Source organism: Sorangium sp. So ce321 (assembly GCF_051530195.1).
Taxonomy (GTDB): Bacteria; Myxococcota_A; Polyangia; order Polyangiales; family Polyangiaceae; genus Sorangium.
Window position 1 is genome coordinate 6,248,508 of record NZ_CP150329.1, and the last position, 13,548, is coordinate 6,262,055.

Consider the following 13,548-nt stretch of genomic DNA (forward strand, 5'->3'; position numbering starts at 1 on the left):
TGTCACGACGCGCACGGCCTACCCGCCCTGCAGCGCCCCTACCCCGCGCGCCATGTACGCCGCGAACAGCGTCGGCGCGAGCCGCTTCATCGCGCGCCGGGCCTCGATCACCGCCTCGCCGGACCGGCGCGCCTCGCGCGACGACGCCGTCGCGAGCGCCGCGACGAAGCGCCGCGAGCGTGCGAGCGCCTCCTGCTGCTCGGACGAGCCCGAGCGTTCCGCGACAGCTCCCCCCGGCTCGTCGGCCCCCCCGGAGCTCACCTCGTCGAGCGCGATCCCCACGGGCAGCGGCAGCACCCCCGTCACGATCCCCGCGGGCGCCGACCACGCCGCCGGCTCGTCCTCGATCTCGAGCTCATAGCGCGCGACATCCGGCAACCCGCGCACCGCCTCATCGCGCGCCGACGCGAGCGCGCCGTCGAACGGATCGCGCAGGAGCGCCTCCAGGTAGAGCCGCCGGGCCGCGGGCTCCCCGAGCGCCGTCGCGGCGTCGGCGAACAGGAACAGCGTGCGCGCGCTCCGTCGCGCCTGCGCCGCGACCGCGAGCGACGCGTGGGCCTCGGCCGCGTCACCCGCCGCCAGCCAGTAGTAACCGGGGGGCTGCCCCTCGAGCCGGCCGTCGTCCCCCTCCGCCTCGCGGAGCGCCTCCGCCGTCTGGCGCAGCAGCGCGCGGTGCAGAGACGCGAAGGCGCCGCTCGCCGGCTCCAGGCCCCGCGCGATCGCGAGCAGCGCGGCCGCCGGGGCGGCGGAGCCCCGCGCCCGCTCGAGCCTCTCTCCTAGCGCGGCGACCCGCTCGGACTGGCGGCGGATGTCGGCGTCGGCCGGGTGCAGCGCCGCGAGCTCCGCAAGCACCCGCCGCGCCTCGCCGAGCTCCCCCGCGGCGATCGCCTCGGCAGCGAGCGACAGCCGCAGCGTGCGCCGGGCGAACAGGTCGAGCTGCCCTGCCGGCGCGCCGTCGCCAGGCGAGAGCCCGGCGGCCCCGTCGAGCGGGACCTGCTCCGCGGTGAGCTTGCGGCCTTCAAAGAGAGAGAGCTGTCGCATCTCGAGATCGGGCTCCGCGCCGGCACGCCGACCCTACCTCGAGCGATGCACGCCCGCGCGCCTTGCGTCGACAGGCGCCGTTTTGCCGACCGGCGTGAGCCACCGAACGTCTCGCTCGACCGCGCCTCGCCAGCCGCGCCTCGTCGGGAAGGACGCGCGAGCGCTCCTAGCCCGCCGCCTCGCCCAGCCACTCGCGCGCGAGCTCGAGCGTGCGCGCGTTGTCGGCCGCGCGCTCGAGGAAGTGCTCCCGGAACACGGCGTCGCGGATCTTGGCGGCGCGCTCGAGCAGCCGCGCGCGCGCGGCGGCGATCGCCTGCGCGGCCTCGGCGCCGTGCCCGCAGGCCCAGAGCGCCTCGGCGTGGACGAGGCGCACCACGGACTCGCCCTCCTCCACGCCCACCTCGTCGAGCAGCGCGCGGGCCCGCTGCGCCGCGGCGAGCGCGTCGCCGGCGCGGCCGAGGTGGAGCAGCGCGCGCCCGAGCACCGCGACGGCGTAGGCGCGCAGCGGCGGGGCGCGCTCGAGGATCGCCTCCGCGGCCCGCGCCTCGCGCGCCGCCGCCTCGGGCTCGCCCGCGAGCACCAGGATGCTCGCGAGGTAGATGCGCGCGCAGCCCTCCATGCGCGCGTCGCCGTGGCGCTCCAGCATCTCGCACGCGGTCTCCTCGACCGCCCTCGCCTCGTCGAGCCGGCCACGGTACGCGAGGACCAGGCCGAGGTTCTGGAGCACGTAGGCCGTGGTGCCGCGCAGCTCCATCCGCTCCGACTCCGCGAGCGCCTGGCGCAGCGCCGCCTCGGCCTCCTCGAGCTGCCCCGCCTGGCCGTAGGAGTAGCCCAGGTTCATCCGCGCCAGGCAGGCACGCCGCACGTCGCCAGCCCGCTCGAACGCCGCGAGCGCCGCCTCGATGCCCACGAGGCTCGCGCCGGGATCGCCGCCCGCGTGCGCGCGGATCGCCCGCGCCTCGTGCAGGTTCGCCACCGCGTCGAGATCCGGCGACGCGGCGCCCTCGATCGCGCTCTCCGCGCCCTCGAGCAGCGCGTCGGCCAGCGCGTAGCGCCCGCCAAAGACCAGCATGAGCGCCGCCGAGCTCAGGCAGACGCTCTTCGCCGAGCTCCCCTCCTCGATGGACGCGGGCGTGTCGCGCGCGACGCCCGCCCAGCGCTCGACGCGCTCGTGGCCGCCCGTGGCGCCCGCGGCGATGAGGATCTGGGTCAGCGCGGAGAACCAGGCGGCGGAGCCCGGCGCGAGGTCCTCCGCCGAGGCCGCCGCGCGCGCCTCGGCGAGCGCGAGATCGCCGCGCCAGAAGTGCGCCTGGCTCTCGAGCAGGCGCAGCTCGCCGACGGTCGCGGGCGCCGGATCGCAGGCGACGCCGCGCGCCGCCCGGGCGAGCACCGCGCCGAGGTCGTTGCCCCGGAGCGCCTGCCGCGCCGCCGCGAGGTACGCCGTGGCCGCGCGCGCGGGCTCGCCGCCGCGCTCGAAGTGCTCGGCGAGCGCCATGGGATCGGCCTCGCCGCGCTGCGCGAGGAAGCCGCCGGCGAGCGCGTGGCCGAGCCGCCGGTCGCCCTCGGTCAGCATGCCGTAGGCGGCCTCCCGGATGAGCGTGTGGCGGAAGCGGTACGCGGCGCCGCCGTCGGCCCCCGGCGGCGTGAGCCGCAAGATCATCTCGCGCCGCGCGAGCTCGTCGAGCTCGCGCGCGATCTCGGCCCGGCCCACGAGCGCGACGATCCCCGCCTCGGAGAACGCCTCGCCGAAGACGCTCGCGGCGCGGAGCACCCGGCGCGCCTCCGGGTCGAGCGCGTCGAGCCCGGCCTGCACCATCGCGAGCACCGTCTCCGGCGGCGCCGCGGTCCTGCCGCGGGCCGCGGCGCGGATCTGCTCCTCCAGGTAGAGCGCGTTGCCGTCGGCGCGCTCGACGAGCGCCTTCACGAGCTCCGCGCTCACCCTGTCGCCGAGCGCCTCCCGCACGAGCCGCTCGCCGCCCGCGGGCGGCAGCGGCGAGAGGCGGAGCTCCTTCAGGAGGTGCGACCCCCAGAGCCCCGGGAAGAGGTCGTGCACGCCGGGCCGGGCCAGCGCGAGCACCGCGAACGGCCTGCCCTTCAGGTTGCGCAGCGCCGCCTCGACCAGCGTCACGGTCGGCAGATCGCCCCAGTGCAGGTCGTCGAGCACGAGGAGCACCGGCTGCGCGGCGCACTCGGCGTCGAGGAAGTCCTCCCACGCGAGGCGGAGCTGGTCGCTCATCAGCATCGGGCGCCGCCGCGCCGCCCTGAGCTGCACGTCGTCGTCGTCCGGGAACGGCGCGCCCGCGAGCTCGCCGAGGAAGGGCGCGACGCGCGCGGCCGCCGCGGCGACGCAGCGGCGCTCGACGCGCGCCCGGATCTTGCGCCACCGCGACGCGATCGGCTCGCCGTCGCGCAGGCCGAGCCCGCGGCGGAGCGCGCGCTGGAGCAGGCCGAAGGCGGAGCCCGCGCTGATGGGGTCGGCCTGGCCGATCCACACCTCGACGGGCTCGCCCCGCCCCCGGAGCGCGCGGACGAGCTCGTAGCAGAGGCGCGACTTGCCTGAGCCGACCGCGCCGGTCACGAGCACGGCGCCCGGGGCCTTGGCGCGGAGGCAGGCGTCGATCTCGGCCCCGATCAGCGCGAGCTCGCGCTCGCGCCCGACGTACGGCGTCGGCCGGCCGAGGAGCGGGGGCGGCGTCTCGGGCTCCTCGCGCGCGCCGTGGAGCCAGCACCCCGACGCGTCCCGGGTCGCGTCGAAGCGCGCGCCGAGCAGGCCCGCGGTCGTGTCGTCGATGCGGATCGCCGACGGGCGCAGCGGCTCCCGGCAGCCCTGGACGAGCTGCACCAGCCGGTCGATCACCGCGCCGACAGGCATCCGCGCCGCGACCTCGGCGCGGCCGGTGACGAGGGACAGGCGCGCGCCGCCGAGCAGCTCCCGGAGCGCGAGCGCGCAGCGGGCCGCCTGGGCCGCGAGATCGGTGGGCGCGGCGGAGCCCGAGAGCGTGACGAGCAGCCAGCGCGCATCCACGAGCTCGACGCGTCCGCGGTGGCGCTCGACGATCTCGCGGATCGCCCGCGACCGGCCCTCGTCCTCCATCGCGGAGAGGGTCGCCTCGGCGTCGGCGTGGCCCTCGCGGGCGAGGAGGAGGCACATCACCTTCCGCTCGCTGGTCGTGATCTCGCGCGCGCGGTGCGACGGCGGGTGGGACGACGAGGGCTGCGACAGCGGCGGCGGGCCCGCGTCGAGGCGCGGATCGAGCGCCTCGGAGGCGAGCGCCGCCGCGACCGCGCCGCCGTCGCGCGGCCGAGCCTCCCGCGCCTTCGACAGCATCCGCGCGACGAGCCGATCGAGCCCGGCGGGGACGTCGCCGCGGAGCTCCCTGAGCCGCGGCGGCTCCTCGAGGAGGACCTTCATGAGCACCGAGAGCGGGTCGCCGCCGGTGAACGCGGGGCGCCCGGTCAGGCACTCGAAGAGCACGCTGCCGAGCGCGAACACGTCGGCGCGCGCGTCGATCTGGGGCTCGCCGCGGGCCTGCTCCGGGGACATGTACTGCGGCGTGCCGTGGATCTCGCCGAGCGGCGGGAACTCCTCCTCGTCCCCGGAGAGGCGCGCGACGCCGAAGTCGATGAGCCTGACGCGATGGACCTCGCCGCCCTCGAGGATGAGGTTCCCCGGCTTCACGTCGCAGTGCACGAACCCGAGCCGGTGGACGGCAGCGAGCGTCTCGGCCAGGCACGCGGCGAACGTCACGCTCTCGGCGATCGTGAACGGCGCGCGGTCGAGCCGCTCCGAGAGGGTCTCGCCGGCGAGCCACTCCGTCGCGAGGTAGAGCCGGCCTCCCGCGGTCGCGCCGTGCGCGATGTAGCGCGCGGTGCCCGGGATCTCGAGCGTCGCGAGGGCGAGCGCCTCGCGCGCGAGGGCGCTCAGCGCCGGCGTCGCGGCCGTCTGCAGGAGCTTGAGCGCCACGAGCCCGCCGGAGCGCCGATCGCGCGCGCGGTACACGCGCGCCGTCGCGCCCGAGGCGGCGTGCTCCTCGATCTCGAACCGGTCGTCGACGACCTCTCCTGACTGCATCGAGCTGACGCGCTCCTGGCGGGCGCTCTGCCGCTTCTACACAGCGTGCCAGCTGCGCGCATCCGGCGTCCACTGTCGCCTGCTCCGACGCCGCGCGGCGCGGGCGCGCACGGCGCCCCACCTCGCCGGCGCCCGCAGCAGCGCGGCGCACACGACGCGCGCCTCGCCGGCGCACACGTCAGCGCGGCGCGGCGCCGGCGCCCGCGTCGCCTGTGCGCCGCAGCACCACGTACCGGAGGTGGGTCACGCCGCTCACCGCCACCGGAGCGAACGCCTCGCCGGCGCCGGGCAGGCGCGCGAGGTGCTGCTCCACCCCGCGCGCGAACCGCGACGCGGTCCACGGGGACGCGAGCGCCTGTCCCTCGGCGAGCAGCAGCACGAGCGCGTCTACCTTGCGCGCGTCCAGCAGCGCTCCGGGGATCCGCTTCGTCGTGTGCCCGCCGGGCAGCGCGGCGATGGCCGGGTCCGTGACCCCCGCGAGATCGACGAGGGTCGCGCCCGTCGCGGCCCCGAGCCAGCCGATGTCGAGCGCGGCGACGACCTCTGCCCCGACGAGCGCGCCGCGGAGCTCCTCGACGACGCGCAGCCGCTCGCCGCCCACCCGCGCGGCGGTGGGCCCGACCCGGACCATCACGAAGAGCTCTCCCGCGAGCGCGAGCGCGATCCGCAGCGCCGTCGCGCGCGCGTCCGCCACGGAGGCGACGTGGGCCGCCGCGAGCACAACGGCGGGAAGCGCCGGCACGACGAGCCGCGACAGCGGCATCCAGTCGCCGCCCGCCGCCGCGACGGCGAGGAAGTGCACCGCCACCGCCGCGAGCAACCCGCGCGGCCACGCCGGGAGCGCTCGCCACGCGAGCGGCGCGACGAGCGCCGCCGGCCCGGTCAGGAGGAAGCACGCGAGCGCGTACCGGGCCCCGAGCGCCGCGTCGGGCGCCTTCGCCAGCGCGGCGAGCGGCGCCGCCCGCCCGAAGACCGCGAGCCGCGCCGCGGCCACGGCGACGAACGGTAAGCCCGCGAGGGCGAGCGCGGCGAGCGCGCGGCCCCACGCCGGCCGTGCCGGACGCGGCGGCGCCTCGCCTCCGCCTTCGCGCTCGCGCCGCGGCGCCGCCTGGGTCGAGAGCGCCACCACGAGCGCGAACGGCAGCAGCTCAGGCCGGAGCGCCGCCGCGACCCCGGCGCAGGCGGCGCCGGCGAGGGCCCTGCCGAGCGCGGGCAGCGCGACGGCGAGCGCGCCGAGCGCCGCGACGACGCCCGTCTCCATGCCCGCCGCGCTCCAGGCGCCGAGCGGGGCCGACGCCGGCAGGAGCAGGAGCGCCGCGAAGCGCGCACGCCGCCCGGAGGTCCGATCGACAGCGACCGCCAGCGCCCCGGCGGCGAGCGTCCACGCGAGGACGCCGAGCGCCTTCGCCGCCGCGAGCGCGGCGAGCGGGCCTCCGGACGCGAACGGCGCGAGCACGAACGCCCACCCGAGCGGCGTCACGCCGTCGGTCACCGGCCCGGCCGCGTTGAAGCGGTAGCCCAGCCCCCGCGCGAGGTGGTGCGCGTAGCGCGCCGTGATCAGCGCGTCGTCGACCGTGAACCCGGAGAGCGCGAGCGCCGGGAGCAGCGCCGAGAGGGCGCCCACGAGCGCGACGAGCAGCGCGCGCTTCCGCCCCGTCACGCCGCCCGTGCGCCTGCCCGTACATCGACGCAGCGCTCCAGCGGGCAGCGAGCGCCGACGGCCACCCCCCGCGCCCCCGCGCGCTCCGCCGGCCACGCTCCATCGAGGACGAACCAGCAGAGGAACATGCGTTCGGGTTGTACGGACTTCGCCACGCGTGGCGATCCTGTGACAGGCGCACGAAGGACGCAATTGCGCTCGCTTGCCTGCAATTGCGCGCGATCCGCGCGACGCGCGCGGACGTCGCGAACGCCCGGGCCCGGCGTTGCGTCGCGCGCGGTCGACAGCGGACGGCGACAGTGAACGGTGACAGCGAACGGCGACTGCTCCGCTGCGCGTCGCGGCGGCAGCCATGCGCCCTCGTGAACGGTATAGTTGCTCGCATGGCACTTCCCGCCGCGCTCCTGACCGCCGTCGAGCGGCACTCGTGTTTTACCGGCTGCTATCGCAGCGAATCGGAAGTCCAGGTCTGCATCGATCCGGCGCAGGCGCTCGTGCCGACTGTGCCTGTCTGTTGCAGCGACTGCCTGAACTTCCACCCGGCAGCGCTCGTGAGCCTGTTGCCGCTCGGCATGACGTCGTACGCGCTGGCGAACGCGCTGACGGTGCACGTCCGCTCGCTGCGCGGCTACAAGTGGGCGACCGGCGGGTACCACACCGCGGGCACCGGCTTCTGGCTCAACGCCGCCTACTACGGCAACGGCCTCTTCCTCGTCGACGCCGCGCGCAACCGCAACGCGCGCACGGACGTCGACATGCTGATCGAGGCCTTCCAGCACGGGATCGTCCAGCCCGACGACCCGCGCATGCTCGATCCGGCGCTCTACACGTCCGAGCTCGCGTACGTCAACATGTCGCGGCCGATCCTGCCGGTCCGCAACAAGCAGGATCTGCTGGCCTCCCCGCAGCGCAGCGCCACCCCGCGACAGGGGTTCTCGCGCGTGTCGATCGTGGAGTTCCAGCCGCTCGCCGTCGCCGCCCCCTCCGCGAGCGCGCCGCCGGCGAAGCCGGCGAAGTCGGCGGCTCCGCCACGCGAGCTCAAGCCCGGCGACACGTGCCCGACCTGCGGCGCCGCGGTCATGGAGCGGCCGCTGTTCTCGGGCACGTTCGTCGGCTGTCTCTGCTGACCGAAGCGCGCGCCTGGCCGGATCACGGGGGCGGGGTCGCGCGCCACACGGTGCCTCCGGTCGCCGGGTCGATCGCGCGCAGCGCGGCGCCGCTCACCGCGGCCCCGCTGACGATGTACACGTAGGGGCCCGACGCCTTCGCCACCGCGAGCCGCTCGCCGAGGTAGCCCGCGGGGACCTCGTACCGGCTCGCCCCGGACGCGGGGTCGAGCGCGATGATCCGCGGCTCCGTGCCGCCCACCACGTCGACGCCGAGCACGAGGGCGGCGCCGCCGCTCGCGACGAGGAACAGGTCCGGCCGCCCGCCGGAGACGGGCGCGCGCGCCGGGAGGTCCTTCTTCCACAGCGACGCGCCGCCGCGCCGCCCCTCGGCGATGAGCCGCGGCGGCCCCTCGGCCTGCACCGTGAGCGCGACCTCCACGTCGCCGACCTGGACCACGCGGGGGTTCTTCTTGCGCTCCCAGAACTGCCCCGTGATCGCCGCCGGCTCCGGCGCTGTCGGGCAGTCCGCCGCCGCCCCCGCTGCGAGCGAGATCCCCATCGCCGCGCCGTCCTTCATCACCACGGTCGCGCAGCCGTCGCCGCCCGCGACCTCGTCGGGCACCCCGGGCAGCTCCGCCGCCCAGCGCTCCTTGCCCGTGCGGGCGTCGAGCGCGTGCAGCCGGTTGGCCTCGCCGCCGCCCGCGAGCACCGTGCTCCGGTCCGGGCAGGCGAGCGCGTCCGGCTTCTCGATCACCTGCGAGGACCAGATCCCCTGCCCGCTCCGCCCGTCGACGGCCACCACCCGCCCGCGCGTCTTGCCGTCCTGCCACAGGACCGGGTCGGGCGCGTCGTCTCCGTTCGCGTCCACGAAGCAGAGCGCGTCGAGCTGCGTCGAGAGCTGGCGGGCGCGCGGCGCCGGCTCCTGCGGCGGGTCGACCTGCGCGAAGAACATCACCGCGAAGCCGACCCCCACGGCCGCCATCGCCACGGCGAGGATCACCTTCACCGCCCTCGGCGGCCCCGACGCGGGTGCGGCCGGCTGCGCGACGGGACGCGCTACCGGCTGCGCGGCCGCGCCTCGGACGCCGGGGTCCTCGGCGCCGCAGCGCGGACATGTGACCCCATGATCACCTGCCTCGATCGAGGCGCCACAGTTCCTGCAGAGCCGCATCGCGACAGTCTATCGCCGCGGGCTGCCCGCGATCGAGGGCGACCGTGAGCGGCGCGACTTCGCCCGCCGTACGAAGCGGTCAGGATCGAGGGGCGAAGGGCAAGGGGGGCACAGCGACAGGCCGCGCGCCGCCCGCTACTTCGCCCACAGCAGGGAGAGATCGAGCTCGATGGCGTCGAAGGGCTCGACCCGGACCCGCGCCGCGTCGCGGGTGGGTGGGCAGCCCCTCGCCGCCACGCTTCGGGCGAGCAGGGATGCCGGCGGCGCTGTTCGTCGCCCCGGCCGGCGCGGCCCCCCTCCGCTACTTCGCCCCGAGCACCGAGAGATCGAGCTCGAGTGCCTCGAAGGGCTCGACGCGGACGCGCGCGGCGTCGCGGTGGACGACCGCTGGCCCCCAGCGACGAGCCGCGTCGAGCACGTGGACCTCGAGCGTCCGCGCGATCGGGTCGACCAGCCACGCATGCCGCACGCCCTCGCGCGCGTACACGGGCATCTTCTCGCTGCGATCGACGCCCTCCGTGGAGGGGCTCAGCACCTCGCAGATCCAGTCCGGAGCGAGCGAGAAATAGGCGGTCTCGGGCAGCTCGGGCATGCGCTCGCGGCGCCAGCCGGCGAGGTCGGGCACGAGCGCGTCGATCTCGCCCGGCGCGTCTGGGTCGGGGAAGTGCAGCTCGGGCTCGGGGAGGATCCACCATCCGCCCGGACCACCCCGACCGCGGTGGAAGGGGCCGAATAGCTCGCCCTGCAGGGCCCCCTCGGCGTTCGCGTGCCGCGGCGCCGGCCGGGGGAACACGTGCAGGGTGCCGCGGACGAGCTCCGCCACCATGTTCGGCGGGACAGCCTCCAGGTCGGCGTACGTGGCGCGGCGGGGCTTCTCGGCGGGCTGGCCCATGACCGGAGCCTGCCCGGGCACGCGCGATGAGGCAAGGCGGTGAGGCAAGGCCCACGGCGGCCCGCCGCTACGGCTTCGGGATGCGCAGCGTGCCGCTCACCATGGCGCTGCCGCTCACGGCGTAGACCAGGCTGAGCGGGTGGAACGCCCAGGGGCCGAGCGCGATGGAGCCGAGCCAGAGCTGCTCGTGCACGCGCTCCTGGGCGAAGAGCACCCCGAAGAGCAGCACGATCAGCAGGCTCGTGGGGATCGGCGTACCCTCGTAATAACGGACCTTGCCGCGCTCGTCGGACAGCTCGGCCGCCGTCACGTTGTACCGGGCGAGGCGGCTGATCCCGCAGGCGACGAAGTACACCAGGGCGGCCGCGTCCCACGGCCCGCGCAGGCCGAGCGCGTAGCCGAGCACCGCCGGCGCGACGCCGAACGAGACGACGTCGGCCAGCGAATCGAGATCGGCCCCGAGCGGCGAGTGCTTGCGGCGCCAGCGCGCGATCGTGCCGTCGAGCACGTCGCACGCGAGCGCGAGCGGCAGGAGCCCGAAGGCGACCCAGATGTAGATGCGCTCGCGCTCGGCCACGTAGTTCAGGCAGAGCAGGATGCTCAACGTGCCGCTCGCCGCGTTCGCCAGCGTGACGAAATCGGCCAGCGCGAACGACCGGAGCATCGAGAAATGGGGCGGTCTTTCGGGAGGCATGGCGCTCGAGGTGCGGATTGTCGCACGTCCGGTTGGATTGCCAACCAATCCGCGCGGCGCGCGTCAGCGTACTCGAGCCGCCCTCCCGCCGCAGCGCTCATTCCGCGTGCCGCGTGGCGAGCCGCTCGGCCTTCATCGGCGCGGCTCGATACAGAGCTCCCGCCTCGACGACGGCAGCGGCGGCGGCCCCCCGGCGGCGGCGCTGTCTAGTCAGGTGCCGCGTGCTTGTCCACTCCGCGGCTATCCGCGCACAAAACTTAGGACCTGGCTGCACTCTGCCTAGCATCCAGCAACGGATGCCCGGACTGTCTCTTGTCGCCGACACCACCCGATGCTCACCGGAGCCCGAGCGCACGTCGCTGCACGAGCTGCTCGACTTCGTCCTGGAGGGGGCGCGCAACGCGCCTCCTCCGCTCGATGAAGCGGCGCTGCCGCTACGCGCCGAGACCGAGGCGCTCCCGCTGCTCTGCGACCTCGCCGAGGCCGCGGCGGAGCTCGCCTCTGGACGCCGCGCGCGCGCCGTCGTGCGCCTGTGCCTCGAGCCCGATCCCTGGGAGCTCGGGCTGGAGCGCGTGGGCCGCGATCTCCTCGTCACCGTCTTCCAGGGCGGCGACGTGCCCGAGATCGCCCTGCACGAGCGGCGCTTCGAGGGCCACGCGCTCTGCGCGCGCCTGCTCGCGGCCATGGACCGGCTCGCCCCGCCGAGGAGCGCGGCCCTGCGCCGCGACGGAGCCCTCTCCGACAACGACGCGGAGCACGGCGGGCTCGGCGAGCACCGGCTCCCCGCCGCGCGGCGGGCCCTCGCCGCCGCCCTCCCGTTCTCGTCCGACGAGCCGGGGGGAGAGCCCGCGATCGTGGGCGTCGAGCCGACCGGCGAGATCCCGATCGTCATCGCGGCCGAGGCGCTCCTGCGCACGTCGCAGGGCACGGCCGTCGCGCAGCCGGCCGTCCTGCGGGCCGACCTCTTCTCGCTCCTCTTCCGGGGCAAGGTCCGCGTGCTCGTGGGCGAGGAGGCGCGGGAGCTGCCCGACGTCTTCATCTTCCCGTTCGCCGAGCAGCTCGCGTCGCTCTCGCTCGAGTCGCTCGACGCGTGGGCGCGGCGCCAGCCGTACCACCGGCGGCTCACCGTCGGCGGCGCGATCCTCGGCGTGCGGCTGCACAGCGAGGGGGCGCTGTCGCTCACGCTCGGCGTGCCCCGCGTGGGCCGCGTCCCGCCCGCGGATCCCCGCGCGCTCGGCCCGGGCCGCAGCTCGGCCTTCTCGGCCGCCGAGGACCGGGCGCAGACCTGGACCTTCCCGGCCGTCGACGTGGCGGCGCTCGCCCAGGGCGTCGTCGCGTTCGGGCGGGCGCTCGCGCGCAGCCTCGTGCGCCGCGACCGCGGGCAGGCGTCGAACCTGCGCCTGTTCGAGTTCCGGGCGCGCGTGCGCGAGCTCGCCGAGCGGCTCCGCGAGCTGACGCGCAACGACGCGAAGATCAACGTGGCCCCGGAGACGTACCGCGCCTTCGCGGCGGCGGCGGCGCGCCCGCAGGTCGCGGCCGAGGACACGTTCGGCCGGACGCGGCTGCGCTTCACGGCCCGGTGGGTCGCGGCCATCCCGTCGCTCGACCTGCGCGCCACGTTCCTCTGCGGCGACGTGCTCGTGGTGGGCTCGACGCGCGAGCTCACGTGCATCGACCGGCGCACCGGCGAGTGCCTGTGGCGCAAGCAGGCGCCGCGCGCTGTCTCGGTGATGACGCCGGTCGGCCTCGGCCGGCTCCTGCCCGACGGCACGCTGCAGCTGCACGAGCTGTCGAGCGGCGAGGTCGCCTGGTCGACGCGGCTCTCCCCGCGCGTCGGCGCGAACGCGTCGGGCGCGGTGGTGAGCGCCCCCGGGCTGCCCCGGATGCTCATCGTGAGCGAGGGGACGCGCCACCTCGCGGCCGTGGACCTCTACTCCGGCGAGGTGCGCTGGCGCTACGCCGCGCGCCGCGGCGAGAACTTCCGGCTGCGCCGCGCGGGCAAGCTCGTCGTCGTGGGCAGCGGCGAGCCGGCGCTCGCGGCGCTCGACGTGCTGAGCGGCGAGGTCGTCTGGCGCTTCTGCGACCGGCTCCCGTTCGCGTCGCCGGTCGCGGTCGACCACGACGCGCTCTTCGCGGTGGCGGGCGACGGCGCCTTCGTCGGCCGCGGCGGGGCGCGGCTGCACCACCTCGACACGTGGTCCGGCGAGGCGCGGTGGACGGTCGATCTGCCGAAGCACGTGGCGCCGGTCGGCGCGCCGCTGCTCGGGCCCGAGACGGTGTGCGTGGTGACCCACGGGCGGCGCGGGACGGGGCTCGTGGGGCTCGATCGCCGCACCGGGGCGACGCGCTTCGACCTGACCGCGTGCGCGGCGATGGCCTCGTGCCTGATGGTCGACGACGTTGTCGTCGTGAACAGCGAGGCGGGCGAGATCATCGGGGTCGGCGCGCACGACGGCGCGGTCCGGTACCGCCACGTCATCGCGGGCGGCGCCGAGGGGGACAGGCCGCGGCGCCTGGAGCCGGTGCTCCGCTCGGGGGCGCTGTTCGTGCCGCAGAGCGAGGTGCACGTGGTCCGGCCGCGCGACGGCGCGCTGCTCGGCAAGGTGCCGACCGATCTCATCCCGGATCTCCTGCGGGTGGACGAGCGGTGCGACGTCTACGTCGCCGAGGAGAGCGGCCACCTCGCCTCCTTCGCCGCGGCCCCGCGGCTCAGCCTCGTCCAGTAGCTCGACGCCAGCAGCCAGCAGCTCGACGCCTGCCGCGGCGGCGCCGAGCTGCTGGCGCCGCCGCGGCAGGCGCCTCGCCCGCGAGCGGCGCCTGTCCCGGCGGCGGTCGCTTTCGCGGCCGCGGGCCCCGGTGTCGCCGGTGTACGCGCTTGCTGCGCCGCGCCCCCACACATACCTTCGCTG

8 protein-coding genes are annotated in these 13,548 nt (G+C 76.5%); 2 read left to right on the plus strand and 6 right to left on the minus strand.

All coding sequences use genetic code 11. The features are described 5' to 3' along the window. Window positions 1-18: 18 nt before the first annotated feature. From WME89_RS22970 to WME89_RS22980, 3 genes are all read right to left on the minus strand, one after another. Window positions 19-1,041 (minus strand): hypothetical protein, encoded by a 1,023-nt coding sequence (locus WME89_RS22970; protein WP_438011256.1) that lies wholly within the window; start codon window positions 1,039-1,041, stop codon window positions 19-21. A gap of 166 nt (window positions 1,042-1,207) precedes the next feature. After that, window positions 1,208-5,113: a serine/threonine-protein kinase gene (locus WME89_RS22975; protein WP_438011257.1), complete on the minus strand. Its 3,906-nt coding sequence runs from the start codon at window positions 5,111-5,113 to the stop codon at window positions 1,208-1,210. 178 nt (window positions 5,114-5,291) lie between these two features. Further along, window positions 5,292-6,773 carry a hypothetical protein gene (locus WME89_RS22980; protein WP_438011258.1) on the minus strand — a complete coding sequence of 494 codons (1,482 nt, stop codon included), beginning with the start codon at window positions 6,771-6,773 and terminating at the stop codon, window positions 5,292-5,294. Window positions 6,774-7,156: 383 nt separating this feature from the next. Between WME89_RS22980 and WME89_RS22985 the strand changes: the two genes are divergently transcribed. Then, entirely contained in the window at window positions 7,157-7,900 is a 744-nt protein-coding gene (locus tag WME89_RS22985) for a hypothetical protein (protein WP_438011259.1), read from the plus strand. Between the two features lie 22 nt (window positions 7,901-7,922). Here WME89_RS22985 and WME89_RS22990 read toward each other — a convergent pair whose 3' ends face one another. From WME89_RS22990 to WME89_RS23000, 3 genes are all read right to left on the minus strand, one after another. Further along, a complete protein-coding gene (locus WME89_RS22990) occupies window positions 7,923-8,888 on the minus strand; it encodes an outer membrane protein assembly factor BamB family protein (protein ID WP_438011260.1) in 966 nt (321 codons plus the stop codon). Window positions 8,889-9,354: 466 nt separating this feature from the next. After that, complete coding sequence (locus tag WME89_RS22995; protein WP_438011261.1) at window positions 9,355-9,945, minus strand: Uma2 family endonuclease; 591 nt, start codon at window positions 9,943-9,945, stop codon at window positions 9,355-9,357. 67 nt (window positions 9,946-10,012) lie between these two features. Further along, window positions 10,013-10,639, minus strand: coding sequence for a CDP-alcohol phosphatidyltransferase family protein (locus WME89_RS23000; RefSeq protein WP_437627368.1), 627 nt, complete (start codon window positions 10,637-10,639; stop codon window positions 10,013-10,015). A 296-nt stretch (window positions 10,640-10,935) separates the two neighbouring features. On the opposite strand from WME89_RS23000, the gene WME89_RS23005 reads away from it, so the two are divergent. Continuing rightward, window positions 10,936-13,365 carry a PQQ-binding-like beta-propeller repeat protein gene (locus tag WME89_RS23005; RefSeq protein WP_438011262.1) on the plus strand — a complete coding sequence of 810 codons (2,430 nt, stop codon included), beginning with the start codon at window positions 10,936-10,938 and terminating at the stop codon, window positions 13,363-13,365. Window positions 13,366-13,548 lie beyond the last annotated feature (183 nt).